Source organism: Streptomyces sp. NPDC048411 (genome assembly GCF_040704695.1).
GTDB lineage: Bacteria > Actinomycetota > Actinomycetes > Streptomycetales > Streptomycetaceae > Streptomyces.
The window spans coordinates 57,141-76,810 of the sequence record NZ_JBEZKL010000006.1 but is presented as its reverse complement, the minus strand read 5'-3'; the positions used below and the strand labels follow the sequence as shown (position 1 = coordinate 76,810).

Here is a 19,670-nt window from a genome sequence, read left to right as displayed (position 1 = left end):
GGCGCACGGAGCGGGTGGACCGAGGCACCCGGGTGCCTCGGGCGTGTTTCGAAAGTCCCGCCTGCCAGGCGGCGTCCGGCCCGCCCTACGGGCGGACGACGCTACTTTCGAAACACGCCCTCGGTCCGCCTCCCCGGATCAGACCGCCGTGTCGGGGCCCGTGTCCGTGCCCCGCACGGCGAGGCCTTCCTCGTTCGGGACGGCACCACCGAAGCGGCGGTCCCGCTGGGCGTACTCCAGGCAGGCCCGCCACAGGTCACGGCGGTCGAAGTCCGGCCACAACACATCCTGGAAGACCATCTCGGCGTACGCGCTCTGCCAGATCAGGTAGTTGGAGGTGCGCTGCTCGCCGCTGGGGCGCAGGAAGAGGTCCACGTCCGGCATGTCCGGGTAGTAGATGTACTTCGCGAAGGTCTTCTCGTTGACCTTCGCGGGGTCCAGCTTTCCGGCCGCGACGTCCTCCGCGATGCGCTGCGCGGCGTCGGCGATCTCGGCCCGGCCGCCGTAGTTGACGCAGAAGTACAGCGTCATCCTGTCGTTGTCCTTGGTCTGCTCCTGGGCGACCTGGAGCTCCTGGACGACGGACTTCCACAGCTTCGGCATCCGGCCCACCCAGCGGATGCGGATGCCCAGTTCGTCCATCTCGTCGCGGCGGCGGCGGATGACGTCCCGGTTGAAGTTCATCAGGAACTTCACTTCTTCCGGGGAGCGCTTCCAGTTCTCGGTGGAGAAGGCGTACAGGGAGAGGTTCTTGACGCCCATCTCGATGCAGCCCTTGAGGACGTCCATGACGACACCCTCGCCGACCTTGTGGCCCTCGGTGCGCGGGAGACCCCGTTCCTTGGCCCAGCGGCCGTTCCCGTCCATGACGACGGCGACGTGCTTGGGCACCAGCTCGCCGGGAATCTTCGGGGGCGTGGCCCCGGAGGGGTGCGGCTCGGGGGTCTTGTATGTACGCCTGTTACGGCCACCGAGGATCCCGCGTACTGCCATGAGCTGTCTCGTCTCCCTGTGCCTGCTGTGCCTGTGTTACTTCTCTACGTATCGCAGCGAGCGCAGTCCGCGCTCCAGATGCCAGTGCAGATAGGCGGACACCAGTCCGCTCCCCTCCCTGACATGCCGCGCCTCGCACGCGTCGGCCGTCTCCCAGTCACCGGTGAGCAGCGCGCTCAGCAGGGCGACGGCCTCAGCTGAGGGTACGACGCTGCCGGGCACCCGGCAGTCGCCGCATATGACGCCGCCCGCCGCGACGGAGAAAAACCGGTTCGGACCGGGCATTCCGCACCTCGCGCAGTCCTCGAAGCTGGGTGCGTAGCCGTTGACCGCGAGGGAACGCAGCAGGAAGGCGTCGAGGATCAGGTTCGGGGCGTGCTCCCCGCGGGCGAGGGTGCGGAGCCCTCCGATGAGCAGCAGGTACTGCTGGACCGCGGGCTCGCCCTCGTGGTCGGTGAAGCGCTCGGCGGTCTCCAGCATCGCGGTGCCCGCGGTGTACCGGGCGTAGTCGGTGACGATGCCGCCCCCGTACGGTGCGATGGTCTCGCTCTGGGTGCAGAGCGGCAGTCCGCGGCCGATCAGCTCGCTGCCGCGGGCGAAGAACTGCACGTCCACATGGGAGAACGGTTCGAGGCGGGCGCCGAACTTGGACTTCGTACGCCGCACCCCGCGCGCGACGGCCCGCACCCGGCCGTGGCCGCGGGTCAGGATCGTGATGATCCGGTCGGCCTCGCCCAGTTTCTGCGTGCGCAGCACCACGCCGTCGTCCCGGAACAAGCTCATGCGCCCATTGTCCTGTACCGGGCCGGCAGAGCGGGCCCGCCCCGGAAGACCGCCCGCGGCGGGCGCCCCGGTTCAGACCGACCGCCGCATGGGAGGCGGCGTCGCGGGGCTGGGCACGCACATCTGCGGCGTTGTCGTCAGTCAACAACGCTCCGCGTTGCCTCCCTCCTCCGCCTTGCAGCTGCACGCACCCAGCCCCGCTCCTTCTTCCACCTCCCATTTGCCGGTCGGTCTTACGGCCTCCCCCGCGACAGGGGAGGCCGTTGGGGGCCGCCCGCTACGTGGCGGCTGCCGCGCCCAGCCCCGCAAGCAGCAGAACGGTGAAGCGCCGGGCCCAGTCCTCGTCGACGGGCTCGGCGCTCACCAGCGTCCGGTGCACGACCGCACCGGCGATCACATCGAAGATCAGGTCGGCGGTCGAGGCCGCCGACGCCTCGTCCGGTTCGACGGGCAGCTCGCCGCGCTGCTGCGCCCGTTGCCGTCCCAGCAGCACGAGCCGCTTCTGCCGGTCCACGATCGAATCGCGGATCCGGGCCCGCAGCGCGTCGTCACGGGTCGACTCGGCGACCACGGCCATCAGCGCCGTCCTGGTCTCCGGGCGGTCCAGCAGCGCCGCGAACTGCAGCACCACGTTCTGCACATCGGCCGACAGGCTGCCCAGGTCCGGCAGTTCCAGCTCGTCGAAGAGGGCCGCGACGGCGTCCACGACCAGTTCGTTCTTGCCCGCCCAGCGCCGGTAGAGCGTCGTCTTGGCGACCCCGGCCCGTGTCGCCACATCGCCCATCGTCAGCTTCGACCAGCCGAGGTCGACCAGGGACGCGCGGCAGGCCTCCAGGATCGCCTCATCGGCCGCGGCGCTGCGCGGTCGTCCCGTTCGCCCAGGTTTGGGGTGGCCGTGGCTCAGCATGCCGTGACCATACCCGCCAGTAAGGAGGGTCGGCCGGTCGCGTTCGCCGTGAGACAGATCACTGGACACACCTGCGCGCGAGGGGTGCGGGACAGTTACGCTACGGGTCGTAGCGTAAGGACGACGGCCAGGCCGTTGTCACGCCACGAGCGAACGACAGCCACATGTGCCGGGTGGGGACCCGGCGCCGAGAACAGGCCCTTCGAGGGTCACGGGACCGCGGAGGTCCGCGCGTCCCGCACACCGGCGGGTACATCGGACGGATGCGGTTCCCGGATCGCTTTCCGGAACAGTGTGCCGAGGGGGGAGGATGTACGTATGCAGCCTAGGAACATGTCCATGAGCGGCGTCGTCGACCTCGCCGCGGTGAAGGCGGCCGGCGAGGCCAAGGTGAAGGCGGAGCAGGCCCGTGCCGAGGCCGCCCGGCAGGGTGGCGGCGGCGCCGTCCCCCCGTCCTCCCTGGTGATCGATGTCGATGAGGCGGGCTTCGAGAGCGATGTCCTCCAGCGCTCCGTCGAGGTCCCCGTCGTCATCGACTTCTGGGCCGAGTGGTGCGAGCCGTGCAAGCAGCTGGGCCCCCTTCTGGAGCGCCTGGCCCACGAGTACAACGGCCGCTTCGTGCTGGCCAAGGTCGATGTCGACGCCAACCAGATGCTGATGCAGCAGTTCGGTATCCAGGGCATCCCGGCGGTCTTCGCCGTTGTTGCCGGGCAGGCCCTCCCGCTCTTCCAGGGTGCGGCCCCCGAGACCCAGATCCGGCAGACGCTGGACCAGCTGATCCAGGTCGGCGAGGAGCGGTTCGGGCTCACCGGGATCGCGGTCGACCAGGAGGCCGCCGGCCCGGAGGGTGCCGGACAGGCTCCGGCCGAGGTGCCCGCGGGACCGTACGACGCACTGCTCGAAGCGGCCGTGCGAGCGCTGGACGCCAATGACTTCGGTGGCGCCGTCCAGGCGTACAAGAACGTGCTCGCCGACGACCCGGCCAACACCGAGGCCAAGCTCGGCCTCGCCCAGGCCGAACTGCTCGCCCGGGTGCGGGACATGGACCCGCAGCAGGTCCGCAACGACGCCGCCGAGAAGCCGACCGATGTGGCGGCGCAGATCGCCGCCGCCGACCTGGATCTGGTCGGCGGCCATGTCGAGGATGCCTTCGGCCGCCTCGTCGAGACCGTCCGCCGGAATTTCGGTGAGGACCGGGACGTGGCGCGGCTGCGGCTGCTGGAGCTTTTCGAGGTCATCGGCCCCGACGATCCACGTGTCGTCGCGGCCCGCACGGCGCTGGCGCGCGTCTTGTTCTGATGTGACAACGCGGCCGTGGCGTCCCTGGGGCGTCACGGCCGTTTTCGTGATCTGGCGACCAGAGCCGCCCTCGCTTTACCAAATCTTGATAAAAGCACGGACTGTTACTGCCAGTAAATCGTGCGTGGGATTCTGTCCGCTTAAGAACCCCAATTCTCCCTTTCCTCCTTGCGAGAGATGCCACCCTGTGTGGCCGGGCGGCGCCGCCCTGTCGCGCCTTGGTTATCGGGCCGTTACTAGCGAGTAACGAACCCCCTTGTGCCGCGGGCGCTAATGCACCACGATCGGCCACGCTCGGTCCGACGACGCCAGCCCGACCGCCAGTCGGCGCGGCGACCGATTCGGGTCCCTACCGAGTGGGTCGGCGGCAGTCGCGCCGACCGCGGACAGGGGGGTTCCTGCCGTCCGGCAGGGCCTGTCCGAACAGGTTGCGCGAACGCGTGGCCAGTGGTTGTCGCTCGGGGGTGATCGCCAGTGATTCGGACGCGGTTCCTGCCTCCGTGCGCGGGCGCTCTCCTTCCCGAGGACGTAGCACTTCTCCCATCCCAGTACGGGCCCAGGCCCGGACCGGAGATGTACGTCCGAGAAGGAGGAAAATAATGAGTTCCCAGGTTCGTGGCGGCACCAGATGGAAGCGCTTCGCTCTGGTCATGGTGCCGAGCGTCGCCGCGACCGCCGCGGTGGGCATCGGTCTCGCCCAGGGCGCCCTCGCGGCGTCGTTCAGCGTGTCCGGCCAGAGCTTCAAGGTGACCGCGGACAGTCTCGTCGGCCACAACTTCGTGCAGTACGGCAGCGTGGCCACCGGCATGGACCCCCAGGGCGAGAACGGGGCACACGCCGTGGCCGTGTCCGGCTTCAGCGATGCCACGATCACCAAAATGTGCCAGTCGGTGGTCACTCCGAACCTTCCGTTCGGTCTCGGCACCGTCACGCTGCGGCTGACGGCGGGTACGAACCCGGACAAGCCGGTCGAGGCGACCAATCTGTACCTGGACATCGCCGAGCTCAACGCGGACGCCGAGTTCGAGCACATCGACATCGGTGTCGCGGCGGGTTCCCTCAAGAACCCGAACGACCCTAAGTCGATAGGCATCCAGCCTCGCACCCAGGCGAACCCGAACGGCTTCGCACAGCGCGCCGAAACGGCCAAGCTGACCAACGTGCAGCAGACGGCGTGGGCGACCACCGCCGGCACCTTCAAGCTCAGCAACCTGAGCCTGCGGCTGAAGTCCGGCAACAAGCCCTGCTACTAGGGCACTTGCCCAGGGTGGCCGGGGCGCCCGCCACGGACCTCCGGCCGCCCGCCCCTTCTCTTCTCACGGCAGTACCGGTTCCAGGGAGCTGTTTTCCATGAGCCCCGAGTCCACAGGGCAGAACGAGCACTACCTCCGCGCCTTCCGGCGGGGATTCCGCACCTGGCGGGGTAACCGGCCGTTCTGGGCGGGCCTGTTCACCATGGTGGGTGGTCTACCCATCGCGTACTTCCCGTACGCCAACATGCATCTCGGCAACGTCACGCTGGCGATGTCCACGACCGCCGGTGCGGGATCGCTGATCATTGGGATCCTGCTGATCACGCTGGGCCTCACCATGTGGTTCCACCACATCGTGAGAGTGTTCGCCGGAGTCGCCGCGATCCTGCTGGCGCTGATCTCCATACCGGTCGCCAACATCGGCGGATTCCTGATCGGATTCCTGTTCGCCCTGCTCGGTGGAGCGCTCTCCATCTCCTGGGCGCCGGGCGAGCCGAAGCCGGCCGCCGCACATGGCGGTGCTCAGGGCGAGGCGTTCAAGGACGCCGGGTCCGGTACGCAGGAGCCCGAGCCCGAGTTCCAGAGCGCGGCATCGGTGCCCCAGCAGCAGCAGCAGCAGCCGCAGCAGTACGACACGACAGTCGAGGTCGAGGGCGGGAGGCATCGTGGGGAGTGACGAGACGCAGCTGAACTCGGCCGGTGAGGACCTCCCGACGAGAAGCGGTCCGCGTCACGCGGCCCCCAGGAAGTCTCTGCTGACGAAGCTTCACATACCCGCGGGCAAGGCGTTCGCTCTCGCCGCGATGCCGACGGCCGTCTTCGTCGGGATGGGGCTCACCCCCAAGCTTGCGCTCGCCGACGACGCGACGGACATCCCCTTCGCGCCGGGCCCCTGCGTGACCCGCTCCGACGAGCCGAGCCATTCGCCGGAGCCCTCGGCGTCCGCGTCGGAGACAAAGACGCCGTCCCCGTCCGCCAGTGCGTCCACCGGTGCCGGCCGCAGCGGTGCGGACCAGAACCCCGAGACGACGCCGAAGCCGTCGGCGACCCCGTCGGCGAACGGAGCGGCGAACGGAGCGGCGGACCAGCAGAGCGTGGCGTCCGCCGCGACGCCGAGCGCCTCGCCGTCGCCCAGCGCGACGAACAACCCGCTCGATCCGCTGGGCGTCGGCGACGCGCTGGGGGAACTCCTCGGCGGACCGGACCAGGAGACGGCGAGCGCGTCCCCGAGCGCCACCACCGCGTCCCCGAAGCCGTCGGCCTCCGCGACGAGCGAGCCCACCGAGAAGCTCGTGGTCACCGAGAAGCCCGTGGTCAAGGTGACGGACGCGGCGAAGGGCACGGCCAGCAAGACCGCCGACGCCATCCGCGACGCGGCCGACAAGGCGGGCGCATCGGTCAAGGAGCTCGACGAGAGCGCCAAGGGACTCGACCCCAAGAAGGACGACGACATCCCGGACGGCGCCAAGCAGCCGTTCCCGTGCCCCACGGCCGACCCCGAGGCGCTGGCCGCGGCGGACCTGGAGCAGGGCATCCCCAGGCTTCCGAACCAGCCGTGGATCCTGGAGAGTTCGCTGCTCACCCTGAACGGGCTCGACTACAAGGGCATCGTCGAGGTGGAGAAGGGCGACGGCACCACGAAGAAGGTGCTGAAGTTCACCGCGTCGTCCATCGACATCAAGGACCTGCACCAGCTGACCGAGGGTCCGATCGGCACCACCGCCCACGTCCAGGCCCGGAAGGGCTCGACGTCCACCATCCGCAACGGCACGGTGACGATGTACACGGAGGAGCTGAAGGGCAACCTCTTCGGCCTCATCCCGATCACGTTCAGCCCCGAGACACCGCCCCCGCTGAACGTGCCGTTCGCGTTCTTCACCAAGGTCAAGGTGACCCAGGCCGGCCAGTTCGGCGGCTCGCTCACGGTGCCCGGACTGCACAACTACTTCACCGGCGGCACCAGCTGACGAAGTGACTTAGAGTGCCCGGCAGTAGGCAGCGCGGGTGAAGGAGCGGGGCTGGGGTGCGTGCTTCGCAAGGCGGAGGATTGAGCCAACGCGGAGCGTTGGCGATTGACGACAACGCCGCGAGGTGCGTGCCCCAGCCCCGCGACGCCGCGAAGCCTACTGCCGGGCACTCTTAAGGACCCGTCAGGGAGCCGCACAAGGCTGTGGCCCGCACCCCCGTCGAAGGGGGTGCGGGCCACAGCCGTATGTCGGCGCGCCGGCTCGTCAGCCGCGGTCGCTGCCGCCCACGTGGTGCACCCGGACCATGTTGGTCGTGCCCGGGACGCCGGGGGGCGAACCGGCCGTGATGACCATCGTGTCGCCCGCGTTGTAGCGGCTCAGCTTCAGCAGCTCCGCGTCGACCAGGTCCACCATGGCGTCGGTGTTGTCCACGTGCGGCACGACGTGGGCCTCGACGCCCCAGCTCAGCGCGAGCTGGTTACGGGTGGACTCGTCGGTGGTGAAGGCCAGGATGGGCTGCGCGGCGCGGTAGCGGGAGAGCCGGCGGGCCGTGTCACCGGACTTGGTGAAGGCGACCAGCGCCTTGCCGTTCAGGAAGTCCGCGATCTCGCAGGCCGCGCGGGCCACCGAACCACCCTGGGTACGGGGCTTCTTGCCCGGGACCAGCGGCTGCAGGCCCTTGGAGAGCAGTTCCTCCTCGGCGGCGACGACGATCTTCGACATCGTCTTGACCGTCTCGATCGGGTACGCGCCCACGCTGGACTCGGCCGACAGCATGACCGCGTCCGCACCGTCCAGGATCGCGTTGGCGACGTCGGACGCCTCAGCGCGGGTCGGCCGCGAGTTGGTGATCATCGACTCCATCATCTGGGTCGCCACGATCACCGGCTTGGCGTTTCGCCGGCAGAGCTCCACGAGGCGCTTCTGCACCATCGGGACCTTCTCCAGGGGGTACTCGACGGCCAGGTCGCCACGGGCGACCATCACACCGTCGAACGCCATGACGACGCCCTCCATGTGCTCGACGGCCTGCGGCTTCTCGACCTTGGCGATGACGGGGACCCGGCGGCCCTCCTCGTCCATGATCTTGTGGACGTCCTTGACGTCGTCAGCGTCGCGCACGAAGGAGAGGGCGACCAGGTCGCAGCCCATCCGCAGGGCGAAGCGGAGGTCCTCGACGTCCTTCTCGGACAGGGCCGGGACGTTGACCGCCGCACCCGGCAGGTTGATCCCCTTGTGGTCGGAGATCACCCCGCCCTCGATGACGATGGTCTTGACCCGGGAACCCTCGACCTCGACGACCTTCAGCTCGACGTTGCCGTCGTTGATCAGGATCGGGTCGCCCTTGTCGACGTCGCCCGGCAGTCCCTTGTAGGTCGTACCGCAGATCGACTTGTCACCGGGGACGTCCTCGGTGGTGATCGTGAACTCGTCCCCGCGGACCAGTTCGACGGGGCCCTCGGCAAACTTCGCCAGGCGGATCTTCGGGCCCTGGAGGTCGGCCAGCACACCGACCGCCCGGCCGGTCTCGGCGGCGGCCCGGCGGACGCGGTCGTAACGGCCCTGGTGTTCCTCGTGGGAGCCGTGGCTGAAGTTGAATCGGGCCACGCTCATGCCGGCCTCGATCAGAGCGACGAGCTGCTCGTGCGAGTCGACGGCGGGACCGAGGGTGCAGACGATTTTGGAACGGCGCATGAGGCGGATCCTATCGGTTTGTTTCGCTGCGGAATATTCCGGCTGGTGGAAGATACAAAGGGGCGCGGGGGTGCTCACTTGTTGATCTGTCCGAGCGGTTCGGCCTGCCCGGGCACGGTCCGTCCGAGCCGTTCGACCAGCGCAAAGGTCTGGCCGGCGATCTCCAGCTCCTCGTCCGTCGGCACCACGGCGACCGCGACCCGCGCGTAGTCCGGCGAGATCAGCCTCGGTTCACCGGACCGCACGGCGTTGAGACCGGCGTCCACCGCGAGGCCGAACCCTTCGAGACCGGCGATCGCAGCCTCCCGTACGGGCGCCGAGTTCTCCCCGACCCCCGCCGTGAACACCACGGCATCCACCCGCCCGAGGACCGCCGAATAGGCGCCGATGTACTTCTTCAGCCGGTGCACATAGATGTCGAACGCCAGCGCCGCCCGCTCGTCGCCCTCGTCGATCCGCCGCCGGATCTCCCGCATGTCGTTGTCCCCGCAGAGCCCGACCAGGCCGCTCCTCTTGTTGAGCAGGACATCGATCTCGTCGACCGACATCCCCGCCACCCGCTTCAGATGGAAGGTGACCGCCGGGTCGATGTCCCCGGACCGGGTCCCCATCACCAGCCCCTCCAGCGGGGTCAGGCCCATCGACGTCTCCACGCACCGGCCGCCCGCCACCGCTGATGCCGAGGCGCCGTTGCCCAGGTGCAGCACGATGACATTGACCTCCTCGGGGGTACGTCCCAGCAGCTCGGCGGCCTTGCGGGAGACGTACGCGTGCGAGGTGCCGTGGAAGCCGTAGCGGCGGATGCGGTGGGCGTCCGCTGTCCCCACGTCGATCGCGTAGCGCGCGGCGTATTCCGGCATCGTCGTGTGGAACGCGGTGTCGAAGACGGCGACCTGGGGCAGGTCGGGGCGGAGCGCCTGAGCGGTGCGGATCCCGATGATGTTCGCCGGGTTGTGCAGCGGCGCCACCGGGACGAGCCGCTCGATCTCCGCCAGCACCTCGTCGGTGATCACGGTCGGCTCGGTGAAACGCAGGCCGCCGTGCACCACCCGGTGGCCGATCGCCGCCAGCTCGGGCGAGTCCAGCCCCAGCCCGTCCGCGGCCAGCTCCTCGGCCGCCGCCTTCAGCGCCGCCTCGTGGTCCGCGATCCTGCCCGTGCGCTCGCGTGTCCCGCCGCCGCCGGTCAGCGGGGTGTGCAGCAGACGGGAGGTGCCCTCGCCGATCCGCTCGACCAGGCCGATCGCGAGCCGGGAGCGGTCGTCCATGTCGAGGAGCTGGTACTTCACCGATGAGGAGCCGGAGTTGAGGACGAGGACGCGACGGGCCTGCACGGCGGCGAAACCTTTCTTCGTGGTCATGCGGATCACTCCTCGCCCTGCGCCTGGATCGCCGTGATCGCCACGGTATTGACGATGTCCTGGACGAGCGCACCGCGGGAGAGGTCGTTGACGGGCTTGCGCAGCCCCTGGAGCACCGGGCCGACGGCGACCGCGCCGGCCGAGCGCTGCACGGCCTTGTACGTGTTGTTGCCGGTGTTCAGGTCCGGGAAGATCAGCACGGTGGCCTGCCCCGCCACCTCCGACCCGGGCAGCTTGGTCGCGGCGACGCTCGGCTCGACCGCCGCGTCGTACTGGATCGGACCCTCGATCCGGAGATCCGGCCGGCTCGCGCGCACCCGGTCCGTCGCCTGCCGCACCTTGTCGACATCGGCGCCCGTGCCCGAGGTGCCGGTCGAGTACGAGAGCATCGCGATCCGCGGCTCGACACCGAAGCGGGCGGCGGTGGCGGCGGACTGGACGGCGATGTCGGCGAGCTGCTCGGCGTCCGGGTCCGGGTTGACCGCGCAGTCCCCGTACACCAGCACCTTGTCGGAGAGGCACATGAAGAAGACCGAGGAGACGATCGACGCGTCCGCCCGCGTCTTGATGATCTCGAAGGCCGGGCGGATCGTCGCCGCGGTGGAGTGCACGGCCCCGGAGACCATGCCGTCGGCCAGGCCCTCCTGGACCATCAGCGTGCCGAAGTAGTTCGCGTCCGAGACGACGTCGTACGCCAGCTCCACCGTGACCCCGCGGTGCGCGCGCAGCTGTGCGTACCGCTCCGCGAACGCCTGGCGCAGCTCGGAGGTCTGCGGGTCGATCAGCTGCGTATCGGCGAGGTCGATGCCGAGGTCGGCGGCCTTCTTGCGGATGGTGTCGAGGTCGCCGAGCAGGGTGAGCTCGCAGACGTCGCGGCGCAGCAGCACATCGGCGGCGCGCAGCACCCGCTCCTCCGTGCCCTCCGGCAGCACCACGCGGCGCCGGTCCGAGCGGGCCTGTTCCAGCAGCTCGTGCTCGAACATCATCGGCGTGACGCGGCCGCTGCGGGCCACCGAGATCCGCTCCAGCAGGGCCGCGGTGTCGACATGGCGCTCGAAGAGGCCGAGTGCGGTCTCCGCCTTGCGGGGCGTCGCCGCGTTCAACTTTCCCTCCAGCGCGAAGAGTTCGCCTGCGGTGGGGAAGGATCCGCCGGCCACCGACACGACCGGGGTGCCCGGTGCGAGGCGTGCGGCCAACTTGAGTATCTCCTCGCCGGGGCGCTCGTTCAGGGTCAGCAGCACGCCGGCGATCGGCGGGGTCCCGGCGCTGTGCGCCGCCAGTGAGCCGACCACCAGGTCCGCCCGGTCCCCGGGTGTGACGACGAGGCAGCCCGGTGTCAGCGCGTTCAGCAGATTCGGCAGCATCGCTCCGCCGAAGACGAAGTCCAGCGCGTCCCTGGCCAGCCCCGCGTCGTCGCCGAGCAGGACCGTTCCGCCGAGCGCCGTGGTGATCTGCGCGACCGTCGGCGCGGAGAGCGCCGCGTCGTCCGGCAGCACCGAACAGGGGACGGGCAGCCGCGCCGCCAGCCGCTCGGCGATGACCTCGCGGTCCTCGGCCGCCACCCGGTTCACCACCATCGCGAGGACGTCGCAGCCCAGCCCGGCGTAGGCCCGGTAGGCATTGCGCGTCTCGGCCCGTACGGACTCCGCGTCCTGCCCCTTCCCGCCGACCACCGCGATCACGGAGGCGCCGAACTCATTGGCCAGCCGGGCGTTGAGCGCCAGCTCGTCGGGGAGCTGGGTGTCCGCGAAGTCCGTGCCGAGGACCAGCACCACCTCGTACGAGCGGGCCACCTGATGGAAGCGGTCGACGAGCCGCGAGACCAGTTCGTCGGTGCCCTTCTCCGCCTGCAGCGCGGACGCCTCCGGGTAGTCCAGGCCGTAGACCGTCGACGGGTCCTGGGAGAGCCGGTAGCGGGCCCGCAGCAGCTCGAACAGCCGGTCGGGGCCGTCGTGGACCAGCGGCCGGAACACCCCGACCCGGCCCACCTGACGCGTCAGGAGCTCCATGACTCCCAGATCGACGACTTGGCGGCCGTCTCCCCGGTCGATTCCTGTCACGTACACGCTGCGCGTCACGCGTGCTCTCCCGTCGTTCTGTCCGGTTGGAGCGATATCGCCCTGTTGACGATACCTGCGGGGGCGGATATGCCGCCCGCCGGGTGAAAGGCCCTGATCAGGTGCGGGAAGGCCGGCTCTCCGTCCGGTGCGGTGCCGGTGGAAGAGTCGGTAGCGCGAGGTCCAGACCTGACGTGGGACAATCGTTGTGGCTCACGGTACGGGGATTCTGCAGTCGCCCCCGGAATGCACGGCACTAGCGAGCAGGAGATACGGCACGATGCGCATCGGAGTTCTCACCGCAGGTGGCGATTGCCCGGGCCTGAACGCAGTGATCCGGTCGGTCGTGCACCGCGCCGTGGTGGGTCATGGCGATGAAGTCATCGGCTTCGAGGACGGGTTCAAGGGACTCCTCGACGGTCACTTCCGCCCCCTCGACCTCAACGCGGTCAGCGGCATCCTCGCCCGCGGCGGCACCATCCTCGGCTCGGCCCGGCTGGAGCGTGACCGGCTCCGCGAAGCGGCCGAGAACTGTGAGGAGCTGAGCCGCCGTTACGGCATCGACGTGCTGATCCCGATCGGCGGCGAGGGTACCCTCACCGCCGCCCGGATGCTGTCGGACGCCGGAATGCCCGTCGTCGGCGTCCCGAAGACCATCGACAACGACATCTCGGCCACCGACCGCACGTTCGGCTTCGACACGGCGGTGGGCGTCGCCACCGAAGCCATAGACCGTCTCAAGACCACGGCCGAATCGCACCAGCGGGTCATGGTCGTCGAGGTGATGGGCCGGCACGCGGGCTGGATCGCGCTGGAGTCCGGCATGGCGGGCGGTGCGCACGGCATCTGTCTGCCCGAGCGGCCGTTCGAGGTCGCGGACCTGGTCAAGATGGTCGAGGAACGCTTCGCGCGCGGCAAGAAGTTCGCGGTCATCTGCGTGGCCGAGGGCGCGCACCCGGCCGAGGGATCGATGCCGTACGCCAAGGGCGAGATCGACCAGTACGGCCACGAGCGCTTCCAGGGCATCGGCAACCGGCTCGCGATCGAGCTGGAGACCAGGCTCGGCAAGGAAGCCAGGCCGGTCATCCTCGGCCACGTCCAGCGCGGCGGCACGCCGACCGCGTACGACCGGGTGCTCGCCACCCGCTTCGGCTGGCACGCGGTCGAGGCGGCGCACCGGGGCGACTTCGGCCGGATGACGGCGCTGCGCGGCAACAGCATCACGATGGTCCCGCTCGCGGACGCGATCACGCAGCTGAAGAGGGTACCGAAGGACCGGATGGACGAGGCCGAGTCGGTGTTCTGACCGGTTCCGGGCACCGGACGGGCCCGTCACGCCCGGCCCGTCCGCCGTTCGAGGGCGCGGAGGCTGCCCCCTGGGGGCAGCCTCCTTCCGGATCGGGCCGGATCAGGGTGCGTGCCGGACCCCGCGAGCCCGGCAGGACCCGAGAGGCAGGCCACCGAGGACACCGTCGCCGCCTGGGAGCGCGGGCTCGCGCTGCCCAGCGAGTGCCGTGACCGGCAATGTCTGCCCCGTGAGGGGCACGCGTACGGACTCAGGAACCCTCAGCGAGTCTCGGCCACCCACCGGTAGTGCAGCTCCGGCCGTCCGATCTGCCCGTACTGGGGGCTGCGAGCGGCGCGCCCCGTCGACACCAGATGTTCCAGATAGCGGCGGGCGGTGATCCGCGAGATGCCCAGCTCCACCCCGGCGGCCGCTGCCGTCACGCCGTCCGGGGAGGCCCGCAGCGCACGCGTCACCGCCTCCAGCGTCGGGCCGCTCAGTCCCTTGGGAAGCCGGACCGGCTGCGGCGCCCGCAGCGCGCCGAGCGCCCGGTCCACCTCGTCCTGCCCGCTCGCCTCGCCGGCCGCCGCACGGAACTCGGCGTAGCGGACGAGGCGGTCGCGCAGGGTGGCGAAGGTGAACGGCTTCAGTACGTACTGGACGACACCGAGCGACACCCCCTCCCGGACCACCGCCAGATCACGCGCCGACGTCACGGCGATGACATCTGCCGCGTGCCCGGCGGCGCGCAGCGAACGCAGCAGCTGCAGACCGTGCCCGTCGGGCAGATACAGGTCAAGGAGCAGCAGATCGATGGGGGTACGGTCGAGTGCCCGTACCGCCTCCGCACGCGAATGAGCGACCGCGGCCACGGTGAAGCCGGGGACCCGGCCCACGTACAGCTGATGGGCGTCGGCGGCCACGGGATCGTCCTCGACGACCAGCACCTGGATCATGGGGTGGGCTCCTTGGCGGCGTGTGTGGGCGCGGACGGCGTGGGCGCGGGCGACAGCGGCAGTCGTACGGTGAACTCCGCACCGCCGTCCGGGCCCCCGCTCAGGGTGACCGTCCCCCCGCCCCGGTGCACGGCCTGCTGCACGAGCGCCAGACCGAGCCCGCGACCGGCGCCGTGTGTCGACCAGCCGCGGCGGAACACCTGGGCGGCGTCACCGGGATCGACCCCGGAGCCGGTGTCGGCGACCCGTAGCAGCAGCTCGCCGTCATCGGCGAGCGCGGTCACGGTGACCCGAGCACGGACCGGGCGGCCCGCCGCGGGACCCCGCTGACCGGGAACGCCCCCGGAGGGGGCCGGGCCCGTCGCCGCCTCGGACGCCGCATCCACCGCGTTGTCGATCAGATTGCCGAGGATCGTCACCAGATCGCGCGGCGACAACGTCTCGGGAAGGGCCCCGTCGTCGATCAGGCTGTCGTCCGCGAGCACCAGCTCCACCCCCCGCTCGTTCGCCTGCGCCGCCTTGCCCAGCAGCAGGGCTGCCAGCACCGGCTCGGCGACGGCGTCGACGACCCGGTCGGTGAGGGCCTGGGCCAGCTCCAGCTCCGCCGTGGCGAAGCCGACCGCTTCCTCCGCCCGGCCCAGCTCGATCAGCGAGACGACCGTGTGCAACCGGTTCGCCGCCTCGTGCGCCTGCGAGCGCAGCGCCTGGGTGAAGCCCCGCTCCGAGTCCAACTCGCCGGACAGCGCCTGAAGTTCCGTGTGGTCGCGCAGGGTCACGACCGTGCCGCGTTGCTCGCCGCCCACCACCGGACGGGTGTTGACCACGATCACCCGGTCCGCCGTCAGATGCAGCTCGTCGACCCGCTCCTCGGAGGCGAGCAGCGCCCCGGTCAGCGGCGGCGGGAGCTCCAGATCGGCGACCCGGCGCCCGACGGCACCCGGCGGCAGCCCGAGCAGCTCCCGGCCCGCGTCGTTGATCAGCGCGATCCTGCGCTGCCCGTCGAGCATCAGCAGCCCCTCGCGCACCGCGTGCAGCGTGGCCTGGTGGTAGTCGTGCATCCGGCTCAGCTCGGCGGCGTTCATGCCGTGCGTGTGGCGCCGCAGCCGGGCGTTGATCACATACGTTCCGGCGCCGCCGAGCGCGAGCGCCCCGCCCGCCGCCAGCCCCAGCGCGCCGAGCTGAGCCCGTACCTGCGAGGAGACCCGCTCGACCGTGATGCCCGCGCTGACCAGACCGGTGATCCTGCCGCCGTCCCGGATCGGGGCGACCACCCGGATCGACGGACCGAGCGTGCCGGTGTACGTCTCCGTGAACGTCTCGCCGCGCAGCGCCTGCGCGGTGTGCCCGAGGAACTTCTCGCCGATCCGGTCGGTGTCGGGGTGCGTCCAGCGGACCCGGCCCGGACTCATGATCGTGACGAAGGCGATCCCGGTGTCCCTGCGGACCTTCTCCGCGTACGGCTGCAGCACGGCGGACGGGTCCGGGGTGCGGATCGCCTCCCGTACGGACGGAGAATCGGCCACCGCCAGCGCCACCGCCCGGACCTGCCGGGCCGCGGTCCTTTCCGCCTGTGCGCTGCCGGAGACGTACGTGAAGAAGGCGCATCCGGCCACCACGGCCGCCACGAGCACCACCTGCATGGCGAAGAGCTGACCGGCCAGGCTGCGCGGACGGGTACGGGGGAGACGCATGGCCACAGTGTGCCTGGCCGAAAACATATGAACGAAATGTACGTAAGGGTGACCGCCCTCACAGGGAGCGGGATATTCGCCGAGACCCCCAGGGACGGGGGACCGACAGGGACGAGCCGAGGAGAACCCCGTGGGAGTGCCAGCCGCCAGGCGGGACCGTACGCACTATCTGTATCTCGCCGTGATCGGCGCTGTGGCGCTCGGCATCCTGGTGGGCTTCGTGGCCCCCGGGGTCGCTGTGGAGCTCAAGCCGATCGGTACCGGCTTCGTGAACCTCATCAAGATGATGATCTCGCCGATCATCTTCTGCACGATCGTGCTGGGCGTCGGCTCGGTCCGCAAGGCCGCCAAGATCGGCAAGGTGGGCGGTCTCGCGCTCGGCTACTTCATGATCATGTCGGTGGTCGCGCTGGCGATCGGCCTGGTCGTCGGCAATGTGCTGCACCCCGGCGACGGCATGCACCTCACGCAGTCGGTGAAGGATGTCGGCCACACGGCGGCGAGCGGCGCCGCGGAAGGGCCGGTCGACTTCCTGCTCGGCATCATCCCGACCACCTTCGTGTCGGCCTTCACCGGTGGCTCGGTGCTCCAGACCCTGCTGGTCGCGCTGCTCGTCGGCTTCGCGCTGCAGGCCATGGGCGCGTCCGGTGAGCCCGTGCTGCGCGGGATCGAGCACATCCAGAAGCTGGTCTTCCGCGTCCTGTCCATGATCATGTGGGCGGCCCCGGTGGGCGCGTTCGGCGCGATGGCCGCCGTCGTCGGCGAGACCGGCGTGGACGCGCTCAAGGCGCTCGCCACGATCATGCTGGGCTTCTACATCACCTGCATCCTGTTCGTGGTCCTGGTGCTCGGCACCCTGCTGCGCCTGGTGACCGGGGTGAACGTCTTCCAGCTCTTCAAGTACCTGGGCCGCGAGTTCCTGCTGATCCTCTCCACGTCCTCCTCCGAGTCGGCGCTGCCGCGCCTCATCGCGAAGATGGAACACCTGGGTGTCAGCCGCCCGGTCGTCGGCATCACCGTGCCCACCGGGTACTCGTTCAACCTCGACGGCACGATGATCTACCTGACCATGGCGTCGCTGTTCATCGCCGACTCGATGGGCCAGCCGCTGGCGCTGGGCCAGCAGATCTCGCTCCTCCTCTTCATGATGATCGCCTCCAAGGGCGCGGCCGGTGTCTCCGGTTCCGGCATCGCCGTGCTGGCGAGCGGGCTCCAGTCGCACAAGCCCGCCCTGGTCGACGGCGTCGGCCTGATCATCGGCATCGACCGCTTCATGAGCGAGGCCCGCGCCCTCACCAACTTCGCGGGCAACGCCGTCGCCACGCTGCTCATCGGCACCTGGACCAAGGAGATCGACCGGGAACGGGTCGACCAGGTGCTGGCCGGCTCGATCCCGTTCGACGAGATGACGCTCACCCAGAACGATCCGCACGGCGCGACGGATGTTCCCGAGCCCAGGGACGGCGTGACGGCGAAGGTCTAGCGCCGTGACCGGCGATGCTTGCCGGGAGGGGCATTAGTCACGCGCGCGCGTGACGCGGGGCCGGTACGGGAACGTCCGTACCGGCCCCGCCCGTGTACTGCTCCCGCGTTGTCGACGGCACGGCGCAGCCCGCGGCGAGCAGGACGAGCGCGGCGGTGAGCCCCGTCCGTCACCTGCCCAGCGAAGACAGGAAGTTCCGGGCTTGCCTTGACGTCCGCGTCAAGGATTACCGTCGGCACATGCGAATCGGGGAGCTGGCCGAGCGGGCCGGGACGACGACGCGGACTCTGCGTTACTACGAGTCACGCGGGCTGCTGCCTGCGCGGCGGGCCGTGAACGGGTACCGCACGTACGACGAGGACGATCTGCGGCTGCTGCAGCAGATCCGGACCCTGCAGGACTTCGGGTTCGACCTGGAGGAGACCCGGCCGTTCGTCGAGTGCCTGCGTGCCGGCCATCCGGCCGGTGACGCCTGCCCCGCCTCGCTCGCCGTCTACCGGCGCAAGCTCGGCGAGCTCGACTCGCTCATCGAGCAGCTCCAGTCCGTCCGCGCCCAGGTGGGCGCGCAGCTCGCGAGGGCCGAGCTAGAGGCCGGTGCCGAGCTTCCTGGCGGCCCGGAACCACTTTGTGAACTGGGAGGATGACAGATGATTCATGCAGAGGGCGTGGCCGAGGTCACCGACACCACCTTCGACGGGGAGGTGCTGGGGGCCGAGCTCCCCGTCCTGGTCGAGTTCACCGCCGACTGGTGCGGGCCGTGCCGCCAGCTCGCCCCCGTGCTCAGCGCCATCGCCGCCGAGGAGGCGGACCGCATCAAGATCGTCCAGATCGACGTCGACCACAACCCCGGGATCACGAGCCGGTACGGGGTGCTGTCGATGCCGACGTTGATGGTGTTCCGGTCCGGCGAACCGGTGAAGTCGATGGTGGGTTCCCGGCCCAAGCGCAAACTCCTCCAGGAGCTGGAGGACGTGTTCGAGAAGGTGTGAGCGGGAGGCCGGGCCCGTTGAACGGCGTCCGGCCTTCGCTTTCCGTCCCGCGCCTACGGGCGCTCTTCGGTGAGTAATTGTCAAGAGTTGCGGATCGCACGACGCGTGATCATGGACCAGATGTCCCCACTCCCCACCTTCCGGTTCTGATCCGGGTCAGTCCCAGCCGGTCATGCCTCGTCGAAGCACAGGCAGAAGGGGTGACCGGCGGGGTCGAACAGCACCCGGACGTTCTCCTGCGGCTGGAACTCCGCCATGGTCGCGCCCAAGGCGACTGCTTCGGCGACCGCCAAGTCCAGATCGCCGACCTGGAAGTCGAAGTGCATCATCGGGCGCTGTTCCCCGTCGACCGGAGGCCACACCGGAGCCCGATAGCCGTCCGCCTGCTGGAACACGAAGTACGGACCTTGCGGGGAGGCGGCGACGATGGCCGTTCCCGGCTCCTCGTGTCCAATGTGCCAACCAAGGAGTTCGGCGTAGAACTTCGCCAAGCCGCTGGGGTCCGGCGCCTCGATCGCCGTTCCCCACCACATGCCACCGGTTCGAGATCTCATTCGGGCAGCCTGCCTCATGATCACGTGCTTGTCGTGCGCTCAACTGGCTCATTGCCGAGACTCGCGTGTCCTGTGATCAGGCTGCGGCGGCTTTCTCGCGCTCGACGAGGACGCCGTTCTCGAAGCTGGAGCCCGCGCGGACCAGGGGTGCCAGGTGGGCCCCAGCGATCGGCCGCCAGCGAGCCTGAGCGGACTCGACGAGTTTGAACATCATCGCGAGGGCTGCGGCTGGGCTGCCGACGCCGCGAGTGACCAACTCGGCTATGTACTGGTTGACTTCGGCCTCCAGTGCGGCGGCGAGCCCCCGGCGGGCGCCCTCCCGTGCGATCTCGTCGATCAGGGAGCCGGACTCGGTGGAACCGTCCTGGGTGACTACGCTGAGCACGGGCGCGGCTTCCCG

Annotated in this window: 18 protein-coding genes; 8 read left to right on the top strand and 10 right to left on the bottom strand. The window is 69.9% G+C overall.

From position 1 onward, the window contains the following. Nucleotides 1-138: 138 nt before the first annotated feature. From AB0915_RS04130 to AB0915_RS04120, 3 genes are all read right to left on the bottom strand, one after another. Complete coding sequence (locus AB0915_RS04130; protein WP_366689601.1) at nt 139-993, bottom strand: isoprenyl transferase; 855 nt, start codon at nt 991-993, stop codon at nt 139-141. Nucleotides 994-1,029: 36 nt separating this feature from the next. Then, complete coding sequence (gene recO / locus AB0915_RS04125; protein WP_366689600.1) at nt 1,030-1,776, bottom strand: DNA repair protein RecO; 747 nt, start codon at nt 1,774-1,776, stop codon at nt 1,030-1,032. Between the two features lie 277 nt (nt 1,777-2,053). Then, nucleotides 2,054-2,683: a TetR/AcrR family transcriptional regulator gene (locus tag AB0915_RS04120; RefSeq protein WP_366689599.1), complete on the bottom strand. Its 630-nt coding sequence runs from the start codon at nt 2,681-2,683 to the stop codon at nt 2,054-2,056. A gap of 333 nt (nt 2,684-3,016) precedes the next feature. On the opposite strand from AB0915_RS04120, the gene AB0915_RS04115 reads away from it, so the two are divergent. The 4 genes from AB0915_RS04115 (at nt 3,017) to AB0915_RS04100 (ending at nt 7,202) form a co-directional block, all read left to right on the top strand. Beyond that, entirely contained in the window at nt 3,017-3,982 is a 966-nt protein-coding gene (locus AB0915_RS04115) for a tetratricopeptide repeat protein (protein ID WP_366689638.1), read from the top strand. 599 nt (nt 3,983-4,581) lie between these two features. Next, nucleotides 4,582-5,235, top strand: a complete 654-nt coding sequence (locus AB0915_RS04110; RefSeq protein WP_366689598.1) for a DUF6230 family protein — start codon at nt 4,582-4,584, stop codon at nt 5,233-5,235. Between the two features lie 97 nt (nt 5,236-5,332). Beyond that, nucleotides 5,333-5,911 carry a DUF6114 domain-containing protein gene (locus AB0915_RS04105; RefSeq protein WP_366689597.1) on the top strand — a complete coding sequence of 193 codons (579 nt, stop codon included), beginning with the start codon at nt 5,333-5,335 and terminating at the stop codon, nt 5,909-5,911. Continuing rightward, the gene (locus tag AB0915_RS04100; protein ID WP_366689596.1) at nt 5,901-7,202 is read left to right on the top strand and encodes a hypothetical protein; all 1,302 of its coding nucleotides are present in this window, start codon (nt 5,901-5,903) and stop codon (nt 7,200-7,202) included. Before AB0915_RS04105 ends, AB0915_RS04100 begins: the two co-directional genes overlap by 11 nt. A gap of 264 nt (nt 7,203-7,466) precedes the next feature. Here the strand turns inward: AB0915_RS04100 and pyk are convergent, their stop codons facing one another. From pyk to pta, 3 genes are all read right to left on the bottom strand, one after another. Next, nucleotides 7,467-8,897, bottom strand: coding sequence for a pyruvate kinase (gene pyk, locus AB0915_RS04095; RefSeq protein WP_266981363.1), 1,431 nt, complete (start codon nt 8,895-8,897; stop codon nt 7,467-7,469). A 74-nt stretch (nt 8,898-8,971) separates the two neighbouring features. After that, nucleotides 8,972-10,255: an acetate kinase gene (locus tag AB0915_RS04090; RefSeq protein ID WP_366689595.1), complete on the bottom strand. Its 1,284-nt coding sequence runs from the start codon at nt 10,253-10,255 to the stop codon at nt 8,972-8,974. Nucleotides 10,256-10,260: 5 nt separating this feature from the next. Continuing rightward, on the bottom strand, nt 10,261-12,333 hold the full coding sequence (gene pta, locus AB0915_RS04085; RefSeq protein WP_366689594.1) for a phosphate acetyltransferase: 2,073 nt from the start codon (nt 12,331-12,333) through the stop codon (nt 10,261-10,263). A gap of 259 nt (nt 12,334-12,592) precedes the next feature. On the opposite strand from pta, the gene AB0915_RS04080 reads away from it, so the two are divergent. Continuing rightward, on the top strand, nt 12,593-13,618 hold the full coding sequence (locus AB0915_RS04080; protein ID WP_366689593.1) for an ATP-dependent 6-phosphofructokinase: 1,026 nt from the start codon (nt 12,593-12,595) through the stop codon (nt 13,616-13,618). 260 nt (nt 13,619-13,878) lie between these two features. Here the strand turns inward: AB0915_RS04080 and AB0915_RS04075 are convergent, their stop codons facing one another. Together AB0915_RS04075 and AB0915_RS04070 are read right to left on the bottom strand one after the other, a co-directional pair. Further along, complete coding sequence (locus tag AB0915_RS04075; protein ID WP_366689592.1) at nt 13,879-14,553, bottom strand: response regulator; 675 nt, start codon at nt 14,551-14,553, stop codon at nt 13,879-13,881. Next, on the bottom strand, nt 14,550-16,244 hold the full coding sequence (locus tag AB0915_RS04070) for a sensor histidine kinase (protein WP_366689591.1): 1,695 nt from the start codon (nt 16,242-16,244) through the stop codon (nt 14,550-14,552). The genes AB0915_RS04075 and AB0915_RS04070 overlap by 4 nt, the downstream gene beginning before the upstream one ends. Nucleotides 16,245-16,374: 130 nt before the next feature. On the opposite strand from AB0915_RS04070, the gene AB0915_RS04065 reads away from it, so the two are divergent. The 3 genes from AB0915_RS04065 to trxA all read left to right on the top strand — a co-directional run bounded on the left by AB0915_RS04065 (nt 16,375) and on the right by trxA (nt 18,716). Continuing rightward, nucleotides 16,375-17,727, top strand: coding sequence for a cation:dicarboxylase symporter family transporter (locus tag AB0915_RS04065; protein WP_366689590.1), 1,353 nt, complete (start codon nt 16,375-16,377; stop codon nt 17,725-17,727). A gap of 239 nt (nt 17,728-17,966) precedes the next feature. Next, entirely contained in the window at nt 17,967-18,371 is a 405-nt protein-coding gene (locus AB0915_RS04060; RefSeq protein ID WP_366689589.1) for a MerR family transcriptional regulator, read from the top strand. A gap of 3 nt (nt 18,372-18,374) precedes the next feature. Then, nucleotides 18,375-18,716, top strand: a complete 342-nt coding sequence (gene trxA, locus AB0915_RS04055; protein WP_366689588.1) for a thioredoxin — start codon at nt 18,375-18,377, stop codon at nt 18,714-18,716. Between the two features lie 170 nt (nt 18,717-18,886). On the opposite strand, the gene AB0915_RS04050 is transcribed toward trxA, so the two are convergent. Together AB0915_RS04050 and AB0915_RS04045 are read right to left on the bottom strand one after the other, a co-directional pair. Then, nucleotides 18,887-19,270: a VOC family protein gene (locus AB0915_RS04050; RefSeq protein ID WP_366689587.1), complete on the bottom strand. Its 384-nt coding sequence runs from the start codon at nt 19,268-19,270 to the stop codon at nt 18,887-18,889. Nucleotides 19,271-19,346: 76 nt separating this feature from the next. Further along, a complete protein-coding gene (locus AB0915_RS04045) occupies nt 19,347-19,655 on the bottom strand; it encodes a hypothetical protein (RefSeq protein ID WP_366689586.1) in 309 nt (102 codons plus the stop codon). Nucleotides 19,656-19,670 lie beyond the last annotated feature (15 nt).

Bases quoted from the DNA above. Each gene is read 5' to 3' on its own strand.
- AB0915_RS04130 (WP_366689601.1), bottom strand. From the start codon at position 993: ATGGCAGTACGCGGGATCCTCGGTGGCCGTAACAGGCGTACATACAAG.
- recO (WP_366689600.1), bottom strand. From the start codon at position 1,776: ATGAGCTTGTTCCGGGACGACGGCGTGGTGCTGCGCACGCAGAAACTG.
- AB0915_RS04120 (WP_366689599.1), bottom strand. From the start codon at position 2,683: ATGCTGAGCCACGGCCACCCCAAACCTGGGCGAACGGGACGACCGCGC.
- AB0915_RS04115 (WP_366689638.1), top strand. From the start codon at position 3,017: ATGTCCATGAGCGGCGTCGTCGACCTCGCCGCGGTGAAGGCGGCCGGC.
- AB0915_RS04110 (WP_366689598.1), top strand. From the start codon at position 4,582: ATGAGTTCCCAGGTTCGTGGCGGCACCAGATGGAAGCGCTTCGCTCTG.
- AB0915_RS04105 (WP_366689597.1), top strand. From the start codon at position 5,333: ATGAGCCCCGAGTCCACAGGGCAGAACGAGCACTACCTCCGCGCCTTC.
- pyk (WP_266981363.1), bottom strand. From the start codon at position 8,897: ATGCGCCGTTCCAAAATCGTCTGCACCCTCGGTCCCGCCGTCGACTCG.
- AB0915_RS04090 (WP_366689595.1), bottom strand. From the start codon at position 10,255: ATGACCACGAAGAAAGGTTTCGCCGCCGTGCAGGCCCGTCGCGTCCTC.
- AB0915_RS04080 (WP_366689593.1), top strand. From the start codon at position 12,593: ATGCGCATCGGAGTTCTCACCGCAGGTGGCGATTGCCCGGGCCTGAAC.
- AB0915_RS04075 (WP_366689592.1), bottom strand. From the start codon at position 14,553: ATGATCCAGGTGCTGGTCGTCGAGGACGATCCCGTGGCCGCCGACGCC.
- AB0915_RS04070 (WP_366689591.1), bottom strand. From the start codon at position 16,244: ATGCGTCTCCCCCGTACCCGTCCGCGCAGCCTGGCCGGTCAGCTCTTC.
- AB0915_RS04060 (WP_366689589.1), top strand. From the start codon at position 17,967: ATGCGAATCGGGGAGCTGGCCGAGCGGGCCGGGACGACGACGCGGACT.
- trxA (WP_366689588.1), top strand. From the start codon at position 18,375: ATGATTCATGCAGAGGGCGTGGCCGAGGTCACCGACACCACCTTCGAC.
- AB0915_RS04050 (WP_366689587.1), bottom strand. From the start codon at position 19,270: ATGAGATCTCGAACCGGTGGCATGTGGTGGGGAACGGCGATCGAGGCG.